Below are 23569 nucleotides of genomic sequence, written 5' to 3'. Positions count from 1 at the left end.
AGGCGCCATAGCCCCGTCCATGACCGAACTCCTAGTCCTCTACTACAGCCGCCACGGCAGCACCCGCAAGCTGGCCGAACTCATCGCCACCGGCATCGACAGCGTGCCCGGCGCCCAGGCGCGCCTGCGCACGGTGCCGCCGGTCTCGACGGTGAGCGAAGCCACCGCTCCGGATATCCCCCCGCAAGGCCCGCCGTACGCCGAACTGCGCGACCTCGAGGAATGCGCGGGCCTGGCCCTGGGCAGCCCCACGCGTTTCGGCAACATGGCCGCGCCGATGAAGTACTTCCTCGACGGCACGGTGGCCCAGTGGCTGTCCGGCGCCCTCACCGGCAAGCCCGCCTGCGTGTTCACCGCCACCGGCAGCCTGCACGGGGGCCAGGAAACCACCTTGCTGTCCATGATGCTGCCCCTGCTACATCACGGCATGCTGGTCATGGGCCTGCCTTATTCGGAAAGCGCGCTGATGACCACCACCAGTGGCGGCACGCCCTACGGCCCGAGCCACCACGCACGCGTGGACAACAGCGCGCCAGTATCCGAGGAGGAAGCCGCGCTCGCGCGCGCCATGGGCAGGCGCCTGGCCGAGACCGCGCTGCGCCTGGCCGGCGGGAGCCGCGCATGAGCGCGGCCCCGAATGTCCCGTCCGCCGCCAACGCCAGCGACGGCGCGCTGCACAATGCCGCCCTGTGGCGCCTGAGCGCCGGCAGCCTGATTGCGCTGATCGTGCTATGCATCGCCTGGGAATGGTTCCTCGCGCCGCTGCGTCCGGGCGGCTCCTGGCTGATCCTCAAGTTCCTGCCTCTGCTGCTGCCGCTGCGCGGCGTGCTGACCCGCAACCGCTACACCATGCAGTGGTCGTCGATGCTGATCCTGCTGTTCTTCACCGAAGGCATCGTGCGCGCCACCAGCGACCGTGCGCCATCTTCCACGCTGGCGTGGACCGAGGTGGCGCTGACGCTGCTGTTCTTCTTCGGCACCATCCTCTACCTGCGCCCTTACAAGCGCCGCGCCAAGGCCTTGCAGCCGGCCAAGCCCGGCAAATGACCACGCCGGCGAGCTCGCCGTCAGCTCGCACCGATCCACCTCAGCGCGGCCGCCCTCACAGCGGCCGCCCTCCCGGACCCACCGCCATGAACGCCTCGCACCTCGATTCCTTCCTTGCCCTGTGCCGCGCCGCGCTCGGCGAGCAGCACGTGCTGACCGACGCCGCCGATCAGGCCCCCTACCTGACCGACTGGCGCAAGCGCTACACGGGCGAGGCAGTGGCGGTGCTGCGGCCGGGCTCGGCGGAGGAGGTCGCCGCCGCCGTGCACGCCTGCCACGCGCACAAGCTCGCCGTGGTGCCGCAAGGCGGCAATACGGGGCTATGCGGCGGCGCCACGCCGCAGGCGGACCAGGCTTCGGTGGTGATTTCGCTGCAACGCCTGAACCGCGTGCGGCAGGTGGACCCGCTCAACAACACCATCACCGTGGAAGCCGGCGTGATCCTGCAGCAGTTGCAGGACACCGCGCGCGAGCACGGGCGGCTGTTCCCGCTGAGCCTGGCCGCGGAAGGCAGTTGCACCATCGGCGGCAACCTTTCCACCAACGCCGGCGGCACGGCAGTGCTGCGCTATGGCAATACGCGCGAGCTTTGCCTGGGGCTGGAGGTGGTCACGCCTGCCGGCGAGATCTGGGACGGCCTGCGCGGCCTGCGCAAGGACAACACCGGCTATGACCTGCGCGACCTGTTCATCGGGGCGGAAGGCACGCTCGGCATCATCACCGCCGCCGTGATGAAGCTCTACCCGCTGCCGCGCGCTCGCGTCACCGCGCTGGCAGCCGTGGCCAACCCACGCGCTGCGCTGGCCCTGCTGGCCATCGCCCAGCAGCGCGCGGGCGCCATGCTGACCGGCTTCGAGCTGATGTCCGAGCGCTGCCTGTCGCTGGTCACCACGCATTACCCGCAACTGCGCTATCCGTTCGACCGCCCGCACCCCCAAGTCGTGCTGCTGGAACTGTCCGACAATGAAAGCGAAGACCATGCGCGCGCCATCTTCGAAGCGCTGATGGAAACTGCCTTCGAAGCCGGCGTGGTGCAAGACGCGGTCGTCGCCGAATCCGTGCAGCAGTCACGCGACTTCTGGAACCTGCGCGAACATATCCCGCTCGCCCAGGTCGACGATGGCAAGAACATCAAGCACGACATCGCGGTTCCGATCTCGCGCATCGCCGACTTCATCGACACCACCGACGCCCTGATCCAGCAAGCCTTCCCTGGCGCGCGCATGGTCACCTTCGGCCATCTCGGCGACGGTAACCTGCACTACAACGTGTCGCCGCCCGTGGGCGTAAGCCACGATGCCTTCCTCGGCAACTCGCAAGCCATCAACCTGATCGTGCATGACAGCGTGCACGCCCACCGCGGCTCGATCTCCGCCGAGCACGGGCTGGGCCAGCTCAAGCGCGAGGAAAACCGCCGCTACAAGAGCGGCGTGGAGCTGGCGATGATGCGGGCGATCAAGCAGGCGCTGGATCCGCAGGGGTTGATGAACCCGGGCAAGGTGATCTGACAGGAAACGCCCGCCGGTGGCTTAGCGCGCTGCCGGAATTTCCACGACCTGCCAGCCCTCGTTGCGGTCCGCCAGGAATCGCATCACGGAATCGACGGTGACGGTCCGGATGCGGTCGGAGAAGCGCAGCTCAGTGGGATGATCGTCAAAGGCCACGTTGGCCTTGAACACGCGGCCACCCAGGCGCTTGAACGTACCGATCTTCATCTCGGACGGCTGGTAGCCGGCCAGCTTGAGCCAGGCCTGCGCCTGTTCGCGGTTGACGATCTTGGCGTCCCTGGCTTCCACGGCTGCCAGCGTTTCCAGCACCCAGGTGTTGGAGTTCTGGTACTGCGTGGAGAATGGGTACGATACCAGGCTGTAGTTGACGTCGTGAACCGAGCGCAGGGCTGCGCCATCCTGCAGGCGCGGCAGCAGGCGATCGGCGATCTGCCTGGGAGGGACGATCAGGACGGCATCGTACGAGAACATGTCGTCCAGGAAGAAATTGCCGACGCCCTCGTACCACAGATCCGACTGCGCGGTGCCACAGCTATTGAGCAAATGGGCAATGCGCCAGCGCGCGTCCCCCGGGTTGCGGTAGATGATGCCGACGTGACTGTATTTCAGGCCGTAGCTGGACAGGTCCTGCCCCACCCGTCCCACCAGCGCCACGTTGTCCTGGCGCCGTTCCATCTCCGCCGTCACCTTTTGCGCCGTGGCCATGGCCTGGCGCAGCGTCTGCGTGCTGAGCGGCGTGTCTTCGCAACTCTGCCCCGCCGACGCCAGCAGCGGAACCAGCAGCAGGGCGAGCAAGGCGCCGGTGCGGCCCGTGCGGCCCATCCGGTTCAAGTTCATGGCGCGCCCCGTCACGGCTTCGCGGCCGTGGGAACCCGCTCGCGATAAAGCAACGCCTCACCGATCGTATTGGGAATAAAGGCGAGCACCTTGCCTGACACCACCAGCACGGTGCCGGTCGAATCAGCCACGGCATTCACGGTGGCGCCCACCGAGACGCCCAGCTTCTCGAACCCGCTCTTGGCGACCTTGACCGAAGCCTTGCCCGCGGTGCTGACCGAGTCGAGGATCACCTCGACGGTATCCTTCCCGCCCTGCGCAATGCCGGAAACGACAAAGGCGCTGCCCATGCCCGCCAGCAAGGAACCCTCCACCGGGCCCGCGCCACCGGTGCTGCCGGCCACGCTGACGACAGGCGCGGCGAGGATCGACAGCGTGCCAACGGAGACCTGCTCCGACCCGCCCATATTCCTGGACTGCGCACTGGCCGGCGCTACACAGAGCGACGCGCCAAGCATGACCAGCCATGCAGAAATCGTTCGCACCGAAACCTTGCCTTGATAGAAGCTCATTGTTCTTTTTTCTCGAAAATGTGATCTTCTATTGTAAAGGCAAAGCCTTCGCGGGCAGCCTGTCAACCGCCCTTCAACTCCGCCACGTGCTGGTCCTTCAGCTTGACGTAATTGGCCGCCGTATAACGGAAGAAGCCAAGCTCCTTCTCCGTGAGCGCCCTCGCCTCTTTCGCCGGGCTGCCGACATAGAGATGCCCGCTCTTGAGCACCTTGCCGGGAGGCACCAGGCTGCCGGCGCCGAGGATCACTTCATCCTCGATCACCGCGCCGTCCATCACGATGGTGCCCATGCCGATCAGGATGCGGCTGCCTACCGTGCAGCCATGCAGCAGCGCCTTGTGGCCGATCGTCACGTCGTCGCCGATGGTGAGCGCAAAGCCATCGGGATTGAACGGCCCGGCGTGCGTGATGTGCAGCACGCTGCCGTCCTGCACGCTGGTACGCGCGCCGATGCGAATGCGGTGCATGTCGCCACGGATGGTCACCAGCGGCCAGACGGAGCTGTCCGCGCCGATCACGACGTCGCCGATCACGACGGCACTGGGGTCGACGAACGCGCGGTCGCCGAGTTGGGGGGCCTTGCCCTGGAAGCTGCGAATGGTCACGATGAAAGCCTGGATACGGAAAGTCGCCAATCAAGCGCGCGCTGCGGCGCCCGGATGGCGCCGGGTCAGCGTGGAGCGCGCCGGTGCGAGCATTCTAAACCGCCGGCTGGCTGCCATGCAGCGCAGCGCTTGTGTTCACCAGATTCTCTGCGGCAGCCGCCCGGTGCACGTGCGGCGCGCTCACTATCAAATGGCCTCGGCCACTCCCGCCTGCAACGCCTTCTCCATGATCGAAGGTGGCTGCGCGCCAGCGATGACGGCATTGCCGATCCGGATCGTGGGCACGGACCGGACCCCCTCGCGCAACGCCTTAGCCTGCGCCGCCACGATCTGCGCTTCGCCGTCGGTGCCAGACAAGTGATCGCGCACGGCTTGCGCATCGAAGCCGGCCGATACGGCCAGCGGCACGAGTACATCGATCAGGCCGATATGCTCGCCGCGGGAGAAGTACGCCGCGAAGATGGCATCGAACAACGCCTCCGCCATGGCTGCGTCGCCGGTCTGTTGGGCGAATGCCATCAGCCGGTGCGCAAGCCGGGTATTGGGCGTGACCGTGATCAGGTCATAGTTGAAATCCAGCCCGGCGCGTCGGCCCATCATCGCCACCTCTGCGTCCATGGCCTGCGAACGAGCCCAACTGCCGAATTTCGCCGTGCGGTAGGCCTTGCGGTCGGCGCCTTCCACCGGCATGTCCGGGTTGAGTTCGTAGGGCACATAGGAAATCGCGGGGGCGGCCTCGGTCGACATGCGCCCGATGGCGGCCTTCAGGTTGCGATGGCCGATCCAGCACCACGGGCAAATGAAGTCATAGGTAATCTGGGTGTCGATGGGTTTCATGACGGCTCCTTGCGTGAGTGATGCAGCCAGCGTAGACGGCGGCCCGCATCAGCGGAATGGCATGCCAGCGCAAACCTGCGTTGCCGGCGTCGCAACGCAGGTTTGTGTGGGCGACTGCGCTTTCCCCGTTGCCGCCCAAGCAACGCTGCTTTGCCCCGGCCATGCATTCCCTGCGGACCCGGACGCTTCTACGATGCAACGCATCCACTCGCACTCTGGAGCCACACATGAACACCAACGACGCATCCTCCGTCGGCCCGCGCAGGGCCCTGGTCATAGGCGGCTCGCTGGGCGGCCTGTTTACGGCCACCGCGCTGCGTGCCGTGGGCTGGCAGGTCGACGTGTTCGAGCGTTCGGCATCGGACCTCGACAGCCGTGGCGGCGGCATTGTCCTGCAGCCAGAGGTGCTGCGGGCGTTCTCGTTCGCCGGCATCGCCGCGCACGGCGCGCTGGGTGTGCGCTCGCACGACCGGCTGTTCCTGGACCAAGGCGGCCACGTGCTCTACCGCCAGCGCATGCCGCAGACACAGACCTCGTGGAACACGCTGTATTCCACCCTGCTCGATCATTTCCCGGCGGCGCACTATCATCGCGGTGCCGCGCTCACCGCTATCGCGCAGCACGAGCACGGCGTTTGCGCCACGTTTGCCGATGGACGCCAGGCGTGCGGCGAGCTGCTGGTCGGTGCCGACGGCGCCGGCTCTACCGTGCGCGGGATCGTGCTGCCCGGCGTCGCCCCCACCTATGCCGGCTATGTCGTCTGGCGTGGCCTCGTCGACGAGGGCCTTCTGCCCGAATCGGCCAGGCCGCTGCTGCATGAGAACTTCGTGTTCCAGCAAGACCGCGACTCGATGATGCTGCAGTACATGGTGCCCGGTGCCGACGGCGCCACGGCGCCCGGACGGCGCCGCTTCAACTGGCTCTGGTACCTGAAGGCCGAGCCCGGCGCTGCGCTCGATGCCGTGCTCACCGATCGCGACGGAAAACGCCGCGGCCATTCGATCCCTCCAGGCATGCTGTCGGCCGAGCAAGAGCGTTGGTTTCGCCAGACCGCGGCCGCGCGCGCCAACCCCGCGTTCCGCGCGCTGATCGACAACACCGATCAGATCTTTGTCCAGGCCATCCAGGACTTGCAGGTGCCACGCATGGTGTTCGGCCGCGTGCTGCTGACCGGCGATGCCGCCTTCATTCCCCGCCCCCATACCGCCGGCAGCACCGCCAAGGCCGCGGCCAATGCCGTGGCGCTGGCCAAGGCGCTTGACGGCGCGGCCGACCCGGACCGGGCGCTGCAGCGCTGGCAACAGGGCGAACACGCACAAGGCGAGCAGATGACCCAGTGGGGCATCCGCATGGGCAACCGCATCATGGGGATCGCACTGCACTAAGGCACAGGGCTGCGCCGCGAAGAAGTGGCGCAGCCGGCATACACTCCGCCGATCAGGGTAAGTACTCCCCTTTTTTGCTCTTGGCCGTTCCACGCAGCCGACCTACAATTTATCACACGATCACTAATCGACCGATCAATAGCAGAGGCAACCATGACCATCCGCAAGCTCGCGCACTTCTCGATCCGCACCACGGACCTCGAGCAATCCTGCGCCTTCTACGAACGCATCCTCGGATTCAGGCGAGGCTATCGCCCGCCCTTCGATTTCCCCGGCGCCTGGCTGTACATGGGCGGGGACGAAGGTGACTTCGGCACAGTCCACATCATCGGCGCCGACCCCGGCAACCCCGGCGGGCTGTCCGCCTACCTCGGCGAGCGCGCCCCCTCGGCGGCGGGCACTGGCACCCTCGACCACATTGCGTTCCTGGCCACCGGCGTGGCGCAGATGTGGGCGAAGCTGGAAGCCGAAGGCATCCCGTGGCGCGACCGCACCGTCCCCAGCCTGGGCCTGCACCAGGTGTTCATCGAGGACCCTTCCGGCGTCACCATCGAACTGAACTACCCCGCTGCCGAGGTGGCGGGCCTTGAAATCCCGGGCAACGGCGCGCGCGCGCCTCACCCCGAAGTGGCAGGAGACTGATCATGACAACCCTATCGACTCGGCCGAAGGCCATCATCGTGGGCGGCTCGCTGGGCGGGTTGTTCGCGGCCAACCTGCTCGCCCGCGCCGGGTGGGAAGTGGAGGTATGCGAGCGCGTTCCCGAAGCCCTCGCCGGGCGCGGCGCGGGCATCGTCACGCATCCGGAATTGTTCGAGGCTCTGGCCGCCGCCGGGGTCGAGGTGGACGACTCCATCGGCGTGCAGGTGAAGTCCCGGCTGACGCTGGGCCAGGACGGCAGCGTGCTGTCGCAACGTGAGCTGCCGCAAACGCTGACGGCATGGGGCAAGATGTACCACGTGCTGCGCTCCGCCTTTACCGGGGGCACGTACCGCACGGGCGCCAATGTGGTATCGGTGCGCAGCGAGCCCGGCCGCGCCGTGGTGATGCTGGACGACGGCTCGATCCATCACGCCGATCTCGTCATCGCCGCGGACGGCTTCCGTTCCGCGTTGCGCGAGTGCCTGTTGCCCGAGGCCCGGCTCCAGTACGCTGGGTACATCGCCTGGCGCGGCCTGGTGGACGAAACGAGCCTGAGCGAAGCCACGCGCGACATGCTGTTCGAGAAGTTCGCCTTCTGCCTGCCCCCGCGCGAACAGATCCTCGGCTACCCGGTGGCGGGCCAGGGCAACAGCACCCGGGTTGGCGAGCGCCGCTACAACTTCGTGTGGTATCGCGCCACCAGCGAAGACGTGGACCTGCCCGACCTGCTGACCGATGCCAGCGGCAAGCGCTGGTCCGGCGGCATCCCGCCGGGACTGATCCGCCCGGACGTGCTTGCCAGCATGGAGGAAGCCGCGCTGGCCAACCTGGCGCCCCAGTTCGGCGAGGTCGTGACCAAGGCCGCGCAGCCACTGTTCCAGCCCATCTTCGACCTTGAGGTGCCGCGCATGGCCTTCGACCGCGTGGCGCTGCTCGGCGACGCCGCCTTCGTGGCGCGCCCGCACTGCGGCATGGGTGTGACCAAGGCCGCGGGCGACGCCATCTCGCTGGTCAAGGCTCTGCAAGCGCATGACAGTGTCAGTGCCGCACTGGAGACCTACAGCGCCGAGCGCGTGCAGGTGGGCGCGGCCATCGTCCAGCACGCGCGCCACCTCGGCGCCTATATGCAGGCGCAGCTCAAGAACGAGACCGACCGCCAGATGGCCGAGCGCTATCGCACGCCGGAAGCCGTGATGCGCGAGACGGCGGTATCGACGCGCTTCTGAGCGCGCCGCCGCACTCCCGCCAGACCAACCGCCCCCCCCAACGGAGACAACCTTGGAACACACCGCCCCCACCTTTGCCGCAGCCGCCCGCGAAAGCGCCGCGCTCGCTGCGCCCCCACCGAATCCCCTGCTCGCCGATCCTGCATTCCAGTCCCTGGTGCGCGCGCGCCGCAGGTTCGCGTGGGCGCTGACCGCCATCATGCTGGCGGTGTACTTCGGCTACATCCTCACGCTCGCCTTCCGGCCCGCGCTGCTGGGCCGCCAGCTGACCCTGGGCCAGCCCATGAGCGTGGGCATTCCCGTGGGCTTCGGCATGTTCGCGCTGACCTTCCTGCTGGTGGCGGTGTACGTGCATCGCACCAACACCGTGTACGACCAGCGGATCAGCGAAATCAAGCAAGGGGCAACAAAATGAAGCAAGCCAACCTCCGCGCCATCGGCGCGGCCCTGTTGCTCACCGCCTTGCCAGCCTTTGCGGCGTCGAGCTCGGTGGGCCAGGGCATGAACGTCATCGCCATCGCCATGTTCCTGATGTTCGTGGCCGCCACGCTCGTGGTCACGCGCTGGGCGGCCAGGAGCAACCACAGCGTGGCCGACCACTATGCAGCCGGCGGCAAGATCACTGCCCTGCAGAACGGCTGGGCCATTGCCGGCGACTACATGTCGGCGGCCTCGCTGCTGGGCATCTCCGCGCTGGTCTTCACCAGCGGCTACGATGGCCTGATCTACTCCATCGGCTTTCTCGCCAGCTGGCCGATCATCCTGTTCCTGATCGCCGAGCCACTGCGCAACCTGGGCCGCTTCACGCTGGCGGACGTGGTCTCATACCGCCTGCAGCAGCGCCCCATCCGCGCGTTCTCCGCGTCCAGCTCCATCGTCATCGTGCTGCTGTACCTGGTGTCGCAGATGGTGGGGGCCGGCAAGCTGGTGGAGCTGCTGTTCGGCTTCAGCTACACGGCGGCGGTGGTGCTGGTCGGCGTGCTGATGGTGGTCTATGTGTTCTTCGGCGGCATGCTGGCCACCACCTGGATCCAGATCATCAAGGCAGTGCTGCTGCTGGCGGGCGCCGCCTTCATGGCGTTCATGGTGATGAGCCGCTTCGGCTTCAGCATGAATGCGCTGTTCGCGCAGGCCATCGAGGCCCACGGCAAGCATGCGGCCATCATGCGCCCGGGCGGCCTGGTCTCCGATCCCGTCTCCGCGGTATCGCTCGGCCTGGCGCTGATCTTCGGCACCGCGGGCCTGCCGCATATCCTGATGCGCTTCTTCACCGTCGGCGACGTCAAGGCGGCACGCAAGAGCATCCTGTATGCCACCGGCATCGTCGGCATCGGCTACGCGCTGATCATCATCATCGGCTTCGGCACCATCGCGCTGGTCGCCAGCGATCCGGCCTACCACACGCCTGCCGGCGCGGTGATCGGCGGCGTCAACATGGTGGCCGTGCACCTGGCCCATGCCGTCGGCGGCAACCTCTTCCTCGGCTTCATCTGCGCGGTGGCGTTCTCGACCATCCTGGCCGTGGTGGCGGGGCTGACGCTGGCAGGTTCCTCCGCCATCTCGCACGACCTCTATGCCAAGGTCCTGCGCCAGGGCAACGCCACCGACAAGGAGGAGATGCGCGTCTCCCGGATGACCACGCTGGTGCTGGGCGTACTGTCCATCCTGCTGGGCATCCTGTTCGAGAAGCAGACCATTGCCTTTATCGTCAGCCTGACCTTTTCGATCGCCGCCAGCTCGAATTTCCCGGTGCTGCTGCTGTCGATCTACTGGCGCGGACTGACCACGCGGGGTGCTGTGGTGGGCGGCTCTCTTGGCTTGCTGAGCGCGGTGGTGCTGACGGTGCTGAGCCCGACCGTGTGGGTGCAGGTGCTTGGCCATGCGAGCGCCATCTACCCCTACGAGTACCCGGCGCTGTTCTCCATGCTGGTGGCCTTTGCCGGCATTTACGTGTTCTCGGTCACCGACCGGTCCGCGCGCGGTGCGCGCGAACGCGGCGCCTTCAACAATCAGCTGGTCGATTGCGAGCTGGGGCTGGTCAAGCCGCAGTAGGTCCCGTGTCCTGTGCTGCCGGCCCCACGCCGGCAGCCCGGCCGTGCGTCACAATTTATCACCCGATTGGTACAATGCCGCAAACGCTCCGCACGGGACGTGCCTGTCACAGGTGAACGAATGAAACGAGACGCAACGCCGCTGGAAACCCCTGCCCCGGCCAAGACCGCAAAACGGCTGCTCCCCGAAGAGCGGGAGCAGCAGATCGTGCAGAAGGCCATCGAGCACTTCACGCGCAACGGATTCTCCGGCAGCACGCGCGATCTCGCCAAGCAGATTGGCGTCACCCAGCCCTTGCTGTACCGCTACTTCTCCAGCAAGGAGGCGCTGATCGACCGGGTCTACAGCGAAGTGTTTCAATGGCGGCCCGACTGGGAACGCCAGATCGCCGATCGCGCCACGCCGCTGACCGAACGGCTGTATGCGTTCTACCTCGACTATGCGTCCGTGATCCTGCGCGAGGAATGGATCCGGGTCTTCATCTTTGCCGGCCTCACGCGCGAAGGCATCAACAACAAGTACCTCAACAAGCTGCGCAGCAAGGTCTTCCTGCCCGTGCTGGCCGAGGTGCGCGCCGCGTACGGCATCCCGGAGCCGCGCAATGCGGCCGAGCTGGAAGCCGAGGTCGAGATGATCTGGGGCCTGCACGCGGCCATCTTCTATCTCGGCGTGCGCAAATGGGTCTATGGCCTCAAGGTGCCCTCGGACATCGATGCCGTGATCCGCCGCAAGGTAGACATGTTTCTCCACGGCGCGCCTGCCGTCATGCGTTCCCTGCGTGCCCCCGACAAGCCCGGCAACTGAGCCCCTGCAGGGATAGACGACACTCTTACCGCTGGAGTCTTACCTATGGACAAGCTGCTGGCTTTGAAGCTGTTCGTCGAGACCGTCGACGCCAAGGGGTTCTCCTCCGCCGCGCGGCGGGTCAACCTGGCCACGTCATCGGTGACCCGCATGATGGACGGCCTGGAGGAGGAGCTGGGCACCGTGCTGCTGAACCGGTCGACACGGCAGGTAACGGTGTCCGAGGCCGGCGCGGCCTATTACCAGCGGGCACGCAAGATCCTCGACGCGGTGGCGGAAGCCGATGCGCTGATCGCCGACCGTGGCGATACGCCGGTGGGCCAGCTTCGCGTGTCGCTGCCGGTGGCGTTCGGGCGCCGCTGCATCGCGCCCTTCCTCGGCAGCCTGATCGCGCAGTATCCGAAGCTGGAACTGGAGGTCACGCTGACCGACGAGATTGTCGACCTGCTCGGCGAACGCATCGATCTATCGATCCGCCTGGGCAGCGCCGCGTCGCTCGATGAAGTGGTGGCGCGTCAGATCGGCACGTTCCGGCGCAGGGTGGTGGCAAGTCCTGGCTATCTGCAGCAGCGCGGCATCCCCACCGCGCCGGCGGAACTGGCCGGGCATGCGTGCCTGCGCTTCACGTACGGCGCGGGCACGCAGATGTGGACCTTGCTGCGCGGCACAGAGGAAGTCCAGGTGCCCGTTCCGGGCACCTTCAAGAGCAACAACGCCGAAGTGCTGCGCGAGCTGGCGCTGGCCGACGCCGGCATCGCCCTGCTGCCCGACTGGCTGGTCGACGACGATATCCAGAGCGGGCGCCTGACCGCGCTCCTGGACGACTGGACCGTCAACCCCAACCGCGCCAGCTCGGCCATCACCGCGCTCTACCTGCCCAACCAGCGCGGCTCGCGGCGCATCGCCGCCTTCCTCGGCTTTCTCTCGCGGATTCCCGGGCCGACCGGCCGGAACGAAGCGGGCGCCTGACGCCCCTACCGCTTTCCCGCTCTCCCTCCCCCTCCCCCTTGCCGCCAGCGCAACGCAACGTTGCGCGGTGGCCCGATTCTCCGGCGACGGGTTAGCACCTAACCTTGAGGTCATCTCTTTCCGAGACAACCAGCGCGGCGCGAAGGCAAGCCTGCTGCCGCCGACCGACCCATCGCACCTGACGGAGAACCACCGTGACCCACCATCTCTTCACCCCCGTTCGCCTCGGCAGCCATACCTTGCCGCATCGCGTTGCCATGGCGCCGCTGACGCGCTCGCGCGCCGGCCAGCCCGGCAACGTGCCCACCGACCTGAATGTCGAGTACTACCGGCAGCGTGCCGGCGCGGCGCTGATCGTCACCGAAGCCACGCAGATCTCGCAACAGGGGCAGGGCTACGCCTGGACACCGGGCATCCATAGCGAGGCACAGATCCAGGGATGGCAGGCGGTCAGCGACGCCGTGCATGGGCAAGGCGGCATCATCTTCATGCAACTGTGGCACGTCGGCCGCGTCTCGCACCCGGTGTTCCAGCCCGGCGGCGCGCTGCCGGTGGCGCCCAGCGCCCTGCCCGTCCCCGGCAAGACCTTCATTATCGACGCGCAGGGCAACGGCGCCTGGGGCGACGTGCCTGTGCCACAGGCGCTGACCGTGGCCGGCATCCACGACATCGTGTCCGACTACCGGCACGCCGCCCGCAACGCCATGGCCGCGGGCATGGATGGCGTGGAGATCCACGCCGGCAACGGCTACCTGCTTGACCAGTTCATCAACTCCAACAGCAACCAACGCGACGACGCCTATGGCGGCAGCATCGAGAACCGGGCACGGCTGCTGCTGGAGGTGGTGGACGCGATCGCGGCGGAGGTTGGGCCCGCGCGCGTTGCCGTGCGGCTGACGCCCATGGGGCGCTTCATGGGCATGGGAGACGCATCGCCTGAAGAGACCTTCGGCTACATCGTGCGCCAGCTCGACACCCGGGGCCTGGCCTACCTGCACCTGGTTGAGCCGGCCATGGTCGGCACCGTCAAGGAAGAGCACGCCGATCCCCGCTGGGACGCGATCATCCAGCAACTGCGCGCGGCCTTCCGCGGCGTGCTGATGCTGGCGGGCGGCTACGGCCGCGACAGCGCCGAACACGCCCTCGCCAGCGGCCGCGCCGACATCATCGCCTTCGGCCGCCCATTCATCGCCAATCCCGATCTGCCCGCCCGGCTGCGTGGCGGCCTGCCCTTGAACGCGCCAGATGCCACGTCATTCTTCGGCGGCGGTGCCGGAGGCTACACCGATTATCCGGTCGCGGCGTGAATGCGGGTAGCCGGCAGGCGATCGGCGTGCTCGGCCGGGTCGAGCACCGCCCGCCCTCTCATACTTTGGTTTGGGCGCCACAGACCACTCGTCTGATTGTTGCCGGTCGACACGGCTCCTACCATGCAAGTTGAGCCGCGCCTTCCCGCCGCTGCCAAAGGTCCCGATGCAAGCAATGCGCGCCGCGGGCCTCTATCGATACAAGGATTCCCGCAATGAACCGGCATCGACTCTCGGCAGGCCAGGCATGAAACGCCGGCCCATCCTTCTCGCGGCGGCAGGGGCGGCGGCGGTTGCCCTGCTAGCTGCCGCCGGCATCATGTGGGAGCCAGCCATCGCGCCGGTCGCCACGCCCGCGCCTGCCTCCGTCGACCGCGCACTGACACTGGAGGGCGCCCGCGTGGTGGCGCTCGGCGACTGCGCGGTATGCCATACGGCCAAGGGCGGCCAGCCCTTCGCTGGCGGCCTGCCGCTGGTCACGCCGTTCGGCACGATCTACTCGACCAACATCACGCCCGATGTGCAAACCGGCATCGGCAACTGGTCGCTGGACGCCTTCACGCGTGCCATGCGGCGCGGCATCGCGCGCGACGGCCACCAGCTCTATCCGGCCTTTCCGTACATCCACTTCACCAGGATGTCGGACCGCGAGATCGAGGCGGCCTATGCCTACCTGATGCGGCGCGAGCCCGTAACGGCCAGGCCGCCTACCAATGCGCTGATCTTCCCGCTCAACTTCCGGCCCCTGGTCGCCTTCTGGAACGTGCTGTTCCTGCGACCCGGCGAAGCGCAACACGATCCCGCGCAGGATGAGGCCTGGCACCGCGGCCGCCTGCTGGTGGACGGACTTGGCCACTGCGCCGCCTGCCACTCGCCGCTCAATGCCATCGGCGGGGAAAAGCCGGGCCGCGCCTTCGACGGCGGCGTGGTGGACAACTGGGAAGCGCCGCCGCTGAACCGCCTGGCGAGCGGGCCCGTGCCCTGGACCAGGGCGCAGCTAAGCACATACCTGCGCACCGGCATCTCCGCGGCGCATGGCGCGGCAGCCGGGCCGATGCTGCCGGTCACGCTCGAACTGGCCACCGTGCCAGAGGCGGACGTCGATGCCATTGCGAGCTATCTGATGTCGCTGCAAAAGCCGGCACCCGCGCCCGCCGTGGTGCCGGTCTCGGCGGCCGTGACCGACCAGTCCGCCATCGCGCGCGGCGCGACGCTCTTCACCGGCGCTTGCGCCGCCTGCCATGGCACCGGTTCGCCAATGCAGAGCGTGGGTGGCCGCCCCAGCCTCGCCACCAGTTCCGCGGTCAACGCGAGCACGCCGCGCAACACCATCCAGATGATGCTGCAAGGCGTGGCGTGGAACGGCGAGAACGCGATGCACTACATGCCAGCGTTCGCACAAGCCTTCGACGACCAGCAGCTTGCCGACCTGGCGGCCTACCTGCGCGCCACCTACACCCGGCAGCCGCCGTGGACCGGCGTGCAGGACACCATCGCTAAACTCAGGAAAGAGGACGAATCGAGATGATCAAGCTCACCGTCAACGGCGCCAGCCACGCGCTGGACATCGATCCGTCCACGCCGCTGCTCTATGCCCTGCGCGGCGAGCTGCACCTGCACGGCGCCAAGTTCGGCTGCGGCCTGGGCCAGTGCGGCGCCTGCACCGTCATCGTCGGCGACCGCGCGGTGTTTTCGTGCCTGATGCCGGTGGCATCGGTCGGTGCCCGGCCGGTGCGCACCATCGAGAGCCTGGGCACCGCCGACAGGCCGGGGCCCTTGCAGAAGGCCTTCATCGACCACCAGGCGGCGCAATGCGGCTACTGCATCGCAGGCATGATCATGCGCGCGCAGGCCCTGCTGGAGGTCAACGCGCATCCCACCGAGGCCGAGCTACGCGCGCACATGGAACCCAACCTGTGCCGGTGCGGCACCCATATGCGCATCCTGGCGGCCATCCGCGCCGTGGCCGGCATGCCCGGCGCCGTGCGCCCGGGCATGGTCAAGGCCGAGGGCGGCAAGGAGGGGGCGCGATGAGCGGCCATGACGACCACATCGACCTGGGCCGCCGCGCCATCCTGGTCTCGGGCTCGCTGGTGGTGGGCTTCACGCTGCTGCCGGGCCGCAAGGCCATGGCGCAGCTGGTGCTGGCCGACGAGGGTGCCGCCGTGCAGGTCGCGCGGCAGTACGGCGCATTGGCGGGCAGCCTGAAGACCAATCCCTATCTCGACGCCTGGATCAGGATCGCCCCCGACAACCAGGTCACGGTGTACACCGGCAAGGTCGAGCTAGGCACTGGTGTGCGCACCGCGCTGCTGCAGGTGGCAGCGGAAGAACTGCAGATGGCGCCCGCGCTGATTACCTTCCTGAGCGCCGATACCGGCCGTTCGCCGGACGAAGGGCTGACCGCCGGCAGCCACACCATGGCCGACAGCGGCAGCGCCCTGCTCAACGCGGCGGCCCAGGTGCGCGGGCTGCTGACCGACGCCGCCGCGCGGCAGCTGCGTGTCGATGCCGCGTCGCTGTCGGTCGGCAATGCGCGCATCACGGCCCCCGACGGGCGCTCGCTGTCGTTCGGCGAACTGCTGCCCGCTGTGAACCTGCACCGCGCGGCAACACCCGCCTCGCCGCTGCGCGACCCCAAATCGTTCTACGTGATCGGCACGCCGATGGCTCGGCTGGACATTCCCGGCAAGGTCACCGGCAAGCCGAGCTATGTCCAGGACCTGGCCATGCCGGGCATGGTGCATGCGCGCGTGGTGTTGCCGCCTGCCTATGACGCTGCCCTGCTGTCGGTCGACGAGACCGCGGTCAAGTCCATGCCCGGCGTGATCGCCGTCGTGCGCGACGGCAACCTGCTCGCCGTGGTGGCCACGGGGGAATGGCAGGCAGTACTGGCTCAGCGCGCGCTCGGCGCCGCCTGCCGCTGGAGCAAGGGGCGTGCGTTGCCCCGCCCCGCCGACGTGATAGCGCAGCTCAAGCCGCTTTGCACGCAGCACATCGAGATCGCCAACACGCGGGGCGCTGTGCCGGCAGGCACCAGGACGCTGGCCGCCAGCTATACCAAGCACTACCTGATGCACGGATCGATCGGCCCCTCGTGCGCCGTCGCGCAGATGCAGGACGGCGTGCTGACCGTCTGGACCCACTCCCAGGGCGTCTACCCGCTGCGCGACGGCCTTGCCGAGATGCTGTCGATGCCCAAGGACAAGCTGCGCTGCATCCACGTGGAAGGCTCGGGCTGCTACGGGCACAACGGCGCTGACGACGCCGCCGCGCACGCCGCCTATCTGGCCCGCGCGCTGCCGGGAAAGCCGGTGCGCGTGCAATGGATGCGTGACCAGGAGAACCTGTGGGACCACTTCACGCCGGCCATGGTCACCGAGGTCAAGGCCTCGCTCGACGCCGGTGGCCATATCGTCGACTGGGACTACGCGCTGTGGAGCAGCTCGCATAACGAGCGCGTGGTCAACGCGGGCCGGCTACTGCCCGCCACCCAGCTGGCCAGGCCCTTCGTCCCCGCGCCCTCGGTCCCGATGCTGCAGCCCGAGGGCGGCGGCGACCGCAATGCGATTCCGCTCTACAAGCTCCCGGCCTCGCACATCGTCAACCACTTCTCGCCGACCATGCCGCTGCGCACCTCGGCGATGCGCTCGCTGGGCGCGCACATGAACGTCTTCTCGATCGAGAGCTTCATGGACGAACTGGCCGCCGCGGCCAACACCGATCCCGTGGCGTTCCGGCTGCGGCATCTGGAAGACCCGCGCGCGCGCGACGTGATCCAGCTTGCCGCCGCCAGGTTCGGCTGGCCCCGGCGCGGCCGCAAGCCCGGCCACGGCGTCGGCTTCGCGTTCGCCAGGTACAAGAACCTGATGGGCTATATGGCGATCGCACTGGAGATCTCCGTGGTACGCGACACGGGACTGGTGCGCCTGGAGCATGCGGAGGTGGCCGTCGATTGCGGGCAGATCGTCAATCCGGATGGCGTGCGCAACCAGATCGAGGGCGGTGTCCTGCAGGCTGCGAGCTGGACGCTGTACGAGCAGCTGCGCTTTGACACCGGCGGCATCGGCAGTTTCGACTGGAGCGCCTATCCGATCATGCGCTTCTCCGCCGTGCCGACCACCGTCAACGTGCACCTGATCGACCGCCCCGGCACGCCGTTCCTCGGCGTGGCCGAAGCCGCCATGGGGCCCACCGCGGGCGCCATCGGCAACGCCCTGTTCGATGCCACCGGCAAGCGCCTGCGCGACATGCCGCTGGGCGGCGAGCAGCTGCGCAGGGAAATCGCGCCGTAGCGCGCAGCATGCCATGCCCCCTGGCGCTGACCGGCGCCCGCCCCCTGAACCTCTCAACCCCATGACCATCATGCCCACCATGCCCACGTCCAGACCTTACCGCGCCATCGTGATCGGCGGCTCGCTCGGCGGGCTCTTTACCGCAATCTGCCTGCGCGCCATCGGCTGGGATGTCGATGTCTTCGAGCGCTCGCCGCAGCAGCTCGACAGCCGCGGCGGCGGGCTCGTGCTGCAGCCCGGCGTGCTCGACGCGCTGGCCTTCGCCGGGGTCGCGCACCCGCCAGAGTTCGGCGTGCCGTCAAAGGACCGCATCTTCCTGGACCGCGAGGGTGTGGTGCGCCGCATCGACATGCCGCAGACGCAAATCGCCTGGAACGGACTCTATGCGCTGATGAAAGGCGCACTTGATCCGCGCATGATCCATGCGGGCGAGGAACTGGTCACGCTGGACCGCGAGGCCGATCATGTGACGGCCCGCTTCGCGTCGGGCCGCACCGAGCACGCGGATCTGCTGGTCGGCGCCGACGGACCACTGTCCACCGTGCGGCAGCAACTACTGCCCGGCGATGCACCCGCCTATGCCGGCTATGTCGCCTGGCGCGGCGTGCTGCCCGAGGCAGCGCTGGGCGAGCAGGCCAGGTCGCTGCTGGTCGATGCTTTCGCCTTCCAGGACGAGCCGGGACATCAGATGCTGACCTACCTGATTCCCGGCGAGGACGGATCGGCCCGGCGCAACGAACGGCGCCTGAACTGGGTCTGGTACCGCGCGCTGCCCGCGGGAGAACCGCTGGCGGCCGTGCTGCTGGACCGCCATGGCCGCCAGCACACGCATTCGCTGCCCCCGGGCGCGCTCAAGGATGCCGATGCCCAGGCGCTGCGGCTTGCCGCGGCGGACAGCCTCGCACCCGTGTTCGCGGCACTGGTCGCATCGACCCGCGATCCCTTCCTGCAGCTGATCCAGGATTACGCAGCGCCGCGCATGCGCTTTGGCCGCGCGGTGCTGCTAGGCGATGCCGCCTTCGTGGCGCGTCCGCATACCGGCGCGGGCGCGGGCAAGGCGGCAGCCAATGCCGTGGCCCTGGCGCGCGCGCTGCAGGCCGGCGGGGAGCGCATCGACGACGCACTCGCGGCGTGGGATCGAAGCCAGTGGGCCGAGGACAAGCGCCTGGCCCAGTGGGGTATCTCGCTCGGCCGGCGCATCATGGGTGTCATGAAGCCTGACTGAGCGGCACGGCAGCGCGCTTGCACAGGTAGTAGATGCCGTCTCGGCGGGTGAGGTACATGCTGGCTCCCGGTCAGTCTGTGTCAGGCACACACGCGGGGGCAGCAATGAAAAGGTGAGCAGTGAAACGGGGAGCACAAAAAACAAAACCCCGGAAGACCGCAATCTTCCGGGGTTCTGCCGCCAATACTGATGTAGTGGCGGAGACGGAGGGATTCGAACCCTCGATCCAGGTTTTGGCCCGGATGCTCCCTTAGCAGGGGAGTGCCTTCGACCTCTCGGCCACGTCTCCCAAATCTGCCGTTGTGTGAGGGAGGCCACACAACGAAGCGCGTATTCTATCGGTCAGATTTCAATTGGTCAACGGTGATTCGATGACTAATTGAAAAAACTTTCACAGCCCGTTAGAAGCGCAGGCCGCACGCGGCCTGCCTTGCATGGATCACGCCTGATCCAGCTCGAACACCTTATGCAGCGCGCGCACGGCGAGCTCCATGTACTTCTCGTCGATCAGCACCGAGATCTTGATTTCCGACGTGGAGATCATCTGGATGTTGATGCCTTCTTCGGACAGCGTGCGGAACATCTTGCTGGCGATGCCGACGTGCGAGCGCATGCCCACGCCGACTACCGAGACCTTCGATACCTTCGGGTCGCCCGATACGCTGGCGGCGCCGATATGTGCCTTCACGCCGTCGTTGAGGATGGCAAGCGCGCGCTGGTATTCGCCGCGCGGCACGGTGAAGGTGAAGTCGGTCTTGCCGTCGACGGACTGGTTCTGGATGATCATGTCGACGTCGATGTTGGCGTCGGCTACCGGGCCCAGGATCTGGTATGCGATGCCGGGCTTGTCGGGCACGCCCAGGACGGTGATCTTCGCCTCGTCACGGGCAAAGGCGATGCCGGAGATGACGGCTGCTTCCATTTCAGAATTTTCCTCAAAAGTGATCAGCGTGCCCGAGTGCATTTCTTGCTCGAGGGGCATCAGGGGGTCGGTGAGCGACGACAGCACGCGGGTCTTCACGCGGTACTTGCCGGCGAATTCCACCGAACGGATCTGCAGCACCTTGGAGCCCAGGCTGGCCATTTCCAGCATTTCCTCGAAGGTGATCTGGTCCAGGCGGCGAGCGTCTTCGACCACGCGCGGATCGGTGGTGTAGACCCCGTCCACGTCGGTGTAGATCAGGCATTCCTCAGCCTCGATGGCGGCGGCGATCGCCACGGCCGAGGTGTCGGAACCACCGCGGCCAAGCGTGGTGATGTTGCCGTTGTCGTCGATGCCCTGGAAGCCCGTGACCACCACCACGCGCCCGGCGTCGAGATCGGCCAGGATGCGCTCGTCATCGATGGACTCGATGCGGGCCTTGGTATAGGACGAGTCGGTCTTCACCGGCACTTGCCAGCCGGTGTAGCTGATCGCGTCGACGCCCTCGCCTTGCAGCGCAATCGCGAGCAACGCGGAACTGGCTTGCTCGCCGGTGGCGGCCAGCATATCCAGCTCGCGCGGGCTCGGCTGCGCCGAAATTTCCTTGGCAAGGCCAAGCAGGCGATTGGTCTCGCCTGACATGGCCGAAGGCACCACGACTACGCGGTGACCTGCACGATGCCATTTGGCAACGCGCTTGGCGACATTCTTGATGCGTTCCGGAGAACCCATCGAAGTGCCACCGTATTTGTGAACGATGAGAGCCATCTGTTTGTCGACACCAGCGATTGTGCAAACCCTTGAAAATACACGAAGGGGAGTCCCAAGGCAAGGTGTGGGCGGCTCGGACGACGGCCACGGCAAGTGGCGCGCGAGGAATATCGCGGGTGGTAAGCGGCCTGCCGAGGCTTATTCGATGGCCGCGCCGTGCCCGGGCGATGCAACCGGCTCGACCCACTCGACCCATTCGACACGCCAGCGCGGCGCGGCCGGTGCATCTGGCCAGCGCCGATGCATGCCCAGGCCCGCCGCGAACACGAGCTGATCGCCCGACCACAGCAGCGGCAGCCGCGCGCGCCGCGCCATCGGCACGCCAGCCTCCTGGTAGGCCTGCTTGAGCGCGCGCGCGGGTCCACCCGGACGCAGCACGATGCGCTCGCCGCCCTGGCGCGCGGCGAGGCGCAGGGGCCGGCGCAGCGCTGCCTCCGGCAGGCCAAAGGTATCGTCGCGCGCAAAGCGCAGCTCACCATGCCACGCAGGCACGGCCAGGCGTGGCTCGCCCTGCCAGTGCAGCGCCAGGTCTTCAGACTCGATGGCTGGCCCCGCGCGGCGGGCCAGCACGCGCCCCCGGAAACGATGCAACATCAGGGTCTCGTGCTGGATGGCAGGCTCGCCGCCTTCATGCTCGATCAGTTGCGCGCGCATGGCGGACAGCCGCGCGGTGGACGGGGCCTGCGTGCCAAGCTCGCGCAGCCACAGCCGCAGCACGGCGTCGGCCTCGGCCGGCGGCAGCGCGCGCAGCCCGGCAAGATCGAGTTCAGCCAGCGTGCTGGCATCGCGTGGCGTGCGCACCAGCCCCGCCATCCATTGCGTAGCCAGCGCATCAAGCAATTCGCCTGCCTGTGCCAGGTGGGCGGCGGCTTGCGCCACGTTGGCGCGCAATGCGGGAAACGCCGCGGCCAGCGCGGGCATGTGCTGCCTCAGCGCGTTGCGGGCGAATCGGGAATCGTCATTGGAAGGATCATCGATCCAAGGCAGCGCATTCACGGCGCAGTACGCATCGATATCATCACGGCCGACCTCGAGCCACGGACGCAGCAAGACAATCTGCTGCCTTGCCCCGAGCCGGCGCAGGCGCGGCATGCCGCCAAGCCCGGCCAGCCCGGCGCCACGGAACAAGCGCAGCAGCACCGTCTCGACCTGGTCGTCCAGGTGATGGGCAAACAGCAGCAACTCCGCCCCGGCCTCGTCGCACATGGCTTCGAGCGCAGCGTAGCGCGCGCGGCGCGCCGCCGCCTCCAGCCCTTCGCCCTGCCCCTGGCTGACCGAGACACGCCGGCTGTAGAACGGCAGTTGCCAGTCGGCGCATAGCGTCGCGCAGAACACGTCCCACTGGTCCGCCTCGGCCTGCAGGCCATGATGCACATGCAGCGCCACCACGCGCAGCGGCAGCGACGACGCCACCACTGCTGCACGCAGCGCGTGCAGCAGCGCGACCGAATCGCGTCCGCCGGAGAGTGCCACCGCCACCGTGCCTGCCCGTGTGCCGTCGCCAGAAACAACAAAGGCCGCACCGGCCTGAAGCGCCTGTGCGACCTTGTCGATCAAGCCGGCGGACGGGTCAGCCCGGTGCGCCGGTTTCCTTGAACTTGCCATAGGCCAGCAGACGCTCGTTGCGACGCGCCTGCAGCTCCTTCACGCTCATGCCCTGGAACTGGCGCAGCGAATCCGCCAGCGAACGCTTGAGCATGGCGGCCATGCCCTTGACGTCGCGGTGCGCGCCGCCCAGCGGCTCGCTGACGATCTTGTCGATCAGGCCGAGTGCCTTGAGGCGGTGCGCGGTCAGGCCGAGGGCTTCGGCAGCTTCCGGCGCCTTCTCGGCGGTCTTCCACAGGATGGAAGCGCAGCCTTCCGGCGAGATCACGGCGTAGGTGGCAAATTGCAGCATCTGCACCACGTCGCCCACGGCAATCGCCAGCGCGCCGCCGGAGCCGCCTTCGCCGATGATGGTGGCGATCAGGGGCACCTTGAGGCCGGCCATCACGTAGAGATTGTGACCGATGGCTTCGGACTGGCCGCGCTCTTCCGCGTCGATGCCGGGGAATGCACCCGGCGTGTCAACAAAAGTGAAGATCGGCAGGCCGAACTTGTCGGCGAGTTCCATCAGGCGCTTGGCCTTGCGGTAGCCCTCGGGCTTGGGCATGCCAAAGTTGCGCATCGCGCGCTCTTTGGTGTCGCGTCCCTTCTGGTGACCGATCACCATGCATGCCTGCCCGTTGAAGCGGGCCAGGCCGCCCACGATCGACAGATCGTCGGCAAAGGAGCGGTCGCCGTGCAGCTCGTGGAAGTCGGTGAAGATCTCCCGCACATAGTCCAGCGTGTACGGACGTTGCGGATGCCGGGCGATCTGTGCCACCTGCCATGGGGTCAGGTTGGCGTAGATGTCCTTGGTAAGCTGCTGGCTTTTGCCGGCCAGCCGCGAAATCTCTTCGGAGATATCGACAGCCGAATCGTCCTGCACAAATCGCAGTTCTTCGATCTTTGCCTCGAGTTCGGCAATCGGCTGCTCAAAATCTAGGAAGGTGGTTTTCATGAGACTCGCGTACCTGTCTGTGAAGGAGCGCATTCTACCGGAATTCGCCCACTAAACCGCAAGTCTGCGGATGCAGTCTTGCG

The 23569-nt window shown here is 67.4% G+C and carries 22 protein-coding genes and 1 tRNA gene; 15 read left to right on the top strand and 8 right to left on the bottom strand.

Features of this window, described 5'->3' with window-relative positions; translation table 11 throughout:
• Positions 1–19: 19 nt before the first annotated feature.
• The 3 genes from wrbA (at position 20) to F7R26_RS06735 (ending at position 2555) form a co-directional block, all read left to right on the top strand.
• A complete protein-coding gene (gene wrbA / locus F7R26_RS06745) occupies positions 20–625 on the top strand; it encodes an NAD(P)H:quinone oxidoreductase (protein ID WP_150983904.1) in 606 nt (201 codons plus the stop codon).
• The gene (locus tag F7R26_RS06740) at positions 622–1047 is read left to right on the top strand and encodes a DUF2069 domain-containing protein (RefSeq protein WP_150983903.1); all 426 of its coding nucleotides are present in this window, start codon (positions 622–624) and stop codon (positions 1045–1047) included. Before wrbA ends, F7R26_RS06740 begins: the two co-directional genes overlap by 4 nt.
• A gap of 86 nt (positions 1048–1133) precedes the next feature.
• Positions 1134–2555, top strand: coding sequence for an FAD-binding oxidoreductase (locus F7R26_RS06735; RefSeq protein WP_150983902.1), 1422 nt, complete (start codon positions 1134–1136; stop codon positions 2553–2555).
• A 21-nt stretch (positions 2556–2576) separates the two neighbouring features.
• On the opposite strand, the gene F7R26_RS06730 is transcribed toward F7R26_RS06735, so the two are convergent.
• The 4 genes from F7R26_RS06730 to F7R26_RS06715 form a co-directional block, all read right to left on the bottom strand.
• Entirely contained in the window at positions 2577–3392 is an 816-nt protein-coding gene (locus F7R26_RS06730) for a DUF2145 domain-containing protein (protein ID WP_150983901.1), read from the bottom strand.
• 11 nt (positions 3393–3403) lie between these two features.
• Entirely contained in the window at positions 3404–3904 is a 501-nt protein-coding gene (locus tag F7R26_RS06725; protein WP_150983900.1) for a hypothetical protein, read from the bottom strand.
• Between the two features lie 62 nt (positions 3905–3966).
• Positions 3967–4509 (bottom strand): gamma carbonic anhydrase family protein, encoded by a 543-nt coding sequence (locus F7R26_RS06720; protein ID WP_150983899.1) that lies wholly within the window; start codon positions 4507–4509, stop codon positions 3967–3969.
• A gap of 186 nt (positions 4510–4695) precedes the next feature.
• Positions 4696–5346, bottom strand: coding sequence for a DsbA family oxidoreductase (locus tag F7R26_RS06715; RefSeq protein ID WP_150983898.1), 651 nt, complete (start codon positions 5344–5346; stop codon positions 4696–4698).
• Positions 5347–5573: 227 nt separating this feature from the next.
• On the opposite strand from F7R26_RS06715, the gene F7R26_RS06710 reads away from it, so the two are divergent.
• The 12 genes from F7R26_RS06710 to F7R26_RS06655 all read left to right on the top strand — a co-directional run bounded on the left by F7R26_RS06710 (position 5574) and on the right by F7R26_RS06655 (position 19251).
• Entirely contained in the window at positions 5574–6731 is a 1158-nt protein-coding gene (locus F7R26_RS06710) for an FAD binding domain-containing protein (protein ID WP_150983897.1), read from the top strand.
• Between the two features lie 153 nt (positions 6732–6884).
• Positions 6885–7373, top strand: a complete 489-nt coding sequence (locus F7R26_RS06705) for a VOC family protein (protein WP_150983896.1) — start codon at positions 6885–6887, stop codon at positions 7371–7373.
• A 2-nt stretch (positions 7374–7375) separates the two neighbouring features.
• Positions 7376–8599 (top strand): FAD binding domain-containing protein, encoded by a 1224-nt coding sequence (locus tag F7R26_RS06700; RefSeq protein ID WP_150983895.1) that lies wholly within the window; start codon positions 7376–7378, stop codon positions 8597–8599.
• Positions 8600–8651: 52 nt separating this feature from the next.
• Positions 8652–9014 carry a DUF485 domain-containing protein gene (locus tag F7R26_RS06695; RefSeq protein ID WP_150983894.1) on the top strand — a complete coding sequence of 121 codons (363 nt, stop codon included), beginning with the start codon at positions 8652–8654 and terminating at the stop codon, positions 9012–9014.
• Positions 9011–10651 (top strand): cation/acetate symporter ActP, encoded by a 1641-nt coding sequence (gene actP, locus F7R26_RS06690; RefSeq protein WP_150983893.1) that lies wholly within the window; start codon positions 9011–9013, stop codon positions 10649–10651. Before F7R26_RS06695 ends, actP begins: the two co-directional genes overlap by 4 nt.
• A 207-nt stretch (positions 10652–10858) precedes the next feature.
• Positions 10859–11455, top strand: coding sequence for a TetR/AcrR family transcriptional regulator (locus F7R26_RS06685; protein ID WP_150983963.1), 597 nt, complete (start codon positions 10859–10861; stop codon positions 11453–11455).
• A gap of 45 nt (positions 11456–11500) precedes the next feature.
• Positions 11501–12424 (top strand): LysR family transcriptional regulator, encoded by a 924-nt coding sequence (locus tag F7R26_RS06680; protein WP_150983892.1) that lies wholly within the window; start codon positions 11501–11503, stop codon positions 12422–12424.
• A 194-nt stretch (positions 12425–12618) separates the two neighbouring features.
• Positions 12619–13731 carry an alkene reductase gene (locus F7R26_RS06675; protein ID WP_150983891.1) on the top strand — a complete coding sequence of 371 codons (1113 nt, stop codon included), beginning with the start codon at positions 12619–12621 and terminating at the stop codon, positions 13729–13731.
• 247 nt (positions 13732–13978) lie between these two features.
• Positions 13979–15259, top strand: coding sequence for a cytochrome c (locus tag F7R26_RS06670; protein WP_150983890.1), 1281 nt, complete (start codon positions 13979–13981; stop codon positions 15257–15259).
• Positions 15256–15765 carry a (2Fe-2S)-binding protein gene (locus F7R26_RS06665; RefSeq protein ID WP_150983889.1) on the top strand — a complete coding sequence of 170 codons (510 nt, stop codon included), beginning with the start codon at positions 15256–15258 and terminating at the stop codon, positions 15763–15765. Before F7R26_RS06670 ends, F7R26_RS06665 begins: the two co-directional genes overlap by 4 nt.
• Complete coding sequence (locus F7R26_RS06660; protein ID WP_150983888.1) at positions 15762–18026, top strand: xanthine dehydrogenase family protein molybdopterin-binding subunit; 2265 nt, start codon at positions 15762–15764, stop codon at positions 18024–18026. The genes F7R26_RS06665 and F7R26_RS06660 overlap by 4 nt, the downstream gene beginning before the upstream one ends.
• Before the next feature lie 79 nt (positions 18027–18105).
• On the top strand, positions 18106–19251 hold the full coding sequence (locus F7R26_RS06655; protein ID WP_241754442.1) for an FAD binding domain-containing protein: 1146 nt from the start codon (positions 18106–18108) through the stop codon (positions 19249–19251).
• Between the two features lie 195 nt (positions 19252–19446).
• On the opposite strand, the gene F7R26_RS06650 is transcribed toward F7R26_RS06655, so the two are convergent.
• The 4 genes from F7R26_RS06650 to F7R26_RS06635 all read right to left on the bottom strand — a co-directional run bounded on the left by F7R26_RS06650 (position 19447) and on the right by F7R26_RS06635 (position 23486).
• Positions 19447–19540, bottom strand: a tRNA-Ser gene (locus F7R26_RS06650).
• A gap of 150 nt (positions 19541–19690) precedes the next feature.
• Entirely contained in the window at positions 19691–20941 is a 1251-nt protein-coding gene (locus F7R26_RS06645) for an aspartate kinase (protein WP_150983886.1), read from the bottom strand.
• A 141-nt stretch (positions 20942–21082) separates the two neighbouring features.
• Positions 21083–22549 (bottom strand): tRNA lysidine(34) synthetase TilS, encoded by a 1467-nt coding sequence (tilS, locus tag F7R26_RS06640; RefSeq protein ID WP_416351310.1) that lies wholly within the window; start codon positions 22547–22549, stop codon positions 21083–21085.
• On the bottom strand, positions 22515–23486 hold the full coding sequence (locus tag F7R26_RS06635) for an acetyl-CoA carboxylase carboxyltransferase subunit alpha (RefSeq protein ID WP_150983885.1): 972 nt from the start codon (positions 23484–23486) through the stop codon (positions 22515–22517). Before F7R26_RS06635 ends, tilS begins: the two co-directional genes overlap by 35 nt.
• Positions 23487–23569 lie beyond the last annotated feature (83 nt).

The organism is Cupriavidus basilensis, from assembly GCF_008801925.2.
GTDB classification, from domain to species: Bacteria; Pseudomonadota; Gammaproteobacteria; order Burkholderiales; family Burkholderiaceae; genus Cupriavidus; species Cupriavidus basilensis.
The sequence above is the reverse complement of the archived record's forward strand: the minus strand, read 5'-3'. Positions and strand labels throughout refer to the sequence as shown.

What these genes read in the sequence shown, in the direction of transcription:
- F7R26_RS06710 (WP_150983897.1), top strand. Translation starts at nt 5,574, where the DNA reads ATGAACACCAACGACGCATCCTCCGTCGGCCCGCGCAGGGCCCTGGTC.
- F7R26_RS06725 (WP_150983900.1), bottom strand. Translation starts at nt 3,904, where the DNA reads ATGAGCTTCTATCAAGGCAAGGTTTCGGTGCGAACGATTTCTGCATGG.
- F7R26_RS06680 (WP_150983892.1), top strand. Translation starts at nt 11,501, where the DNA reads ATGGACAAGCTGCTGGCTTTGAAGCTGTTCGTCGAGACCGTCGACGCC.
- wrbA (WP_150983904.1), top strand. Translation starts at nt 20, where the DNA reads ATGACCGAACTCCTAGTCCTCTACTACAGCCGCCACGGCAGCACCCGC.
- F7R26_RS06665 (WP_150983889.1), top strand. Translation starts at nt 15,256, where the DNA reads ATGATCAAGCTCACCGTCAACGGCGCCAGCCACGCGCTGGACATCGAT.
- tilS (WP_416351310.1), bottom strand. Translation starts at nt 22,549, where the DNA reads ATGGCAAGTTCAAGGAAACCGGCGCACCGGGCTGACCCGTCCGCCGGC.
- actP (WP_150983893.1), top strand. Translation starts at nt 9,011, where the DNA reads ATGAAGCAAGCCAACCTCCGCGCCATCGGCGCGGCCCTGTTGCTCACC.
- F7R26_RS06735 (WP_150983902.1), top strand. Translation starts at nt 1,134, where the DNA reads ATGAACGCCTCGCACCTCGATTCCTTCCTTGCCCTGTGCCGCGCCGCG.
- F7R26_RS06705 (WP_150983896.1), top strand. Translation starts at nt 6,885, where the DNA reads ATGACCATCCGCAAGCTCGCGCACTTCTCGATCCGCACCACGGACCTC.
- F7R26_RS06730 (WP_150983901.1), bottom strand. Translation starts at nt 3,392, where the DNA reads ATGAACTTGAACCGGATGGGCCGCACGGGCCGCACCGGCGCCTTGCTC.
- F7R26_RS06635 (WP_150983885.1), bottom strand. Translation starts at nt 23,486, where the DNA reads ATGAAAACCACCTTCCTAGATTTTGAGCAGCCGATTGCCGAACTCGAG.
- F7R26_RS06670 (WP_150983890.1), top strand. Translation starts at nt 13,979, where the DNA reads ATGAAACGCCGGCCCATCCTTCTCGCGGCGGCAGGGGCGGCGGCGGTT.
- F7R26_RS06645 (WP_150983886.1), bottom strand. Translation starts at nt 20,941, where the DNA reads ATGGCTCTCATCGTTCACAAATACGGTGGCACTTCGATGGGTTCTCCG.
- F7R26_RS06715 (WP_150983898.1), bottom strand. Translation starts at nt 5,346, where the DNA reads ATGAAACCCATCGACACCCAGATTACCTATGACTTCATTTGCCCGTGG.
- F7R26_RS06740 (WP_150983903.1), top strand. Translation starts at nt 622, where the DNA reads ATGAGCGCGGCCCCGAATGTCCCGTCCGCCGCCAACGCCAGCGACGGC.
- F7R26_RS06660 (WP_150983888.1), top strand. Translation starts at nt 15,762, where the DNA reads ATGAGCGGCCATGACGACCACATCGACCTGGGCCGCCGCGCCATCCTG.
- F7R26_RS06655 (WP_241754442.1), top strand. Translation starts at nt 18,106, where the DNA reads ATGCCCACGTCCAGACCTTACCGCGCCATCGTGATCGGCGGCTCGCTC.
- F7R26_RS06700 (WP_150983895.1), top strand. Translation starts at nt 7,376, where the DNA reads ATGACAACCCTATCGACTCGGCCGAAGGCCATCATCGTGGGCGGCTCG.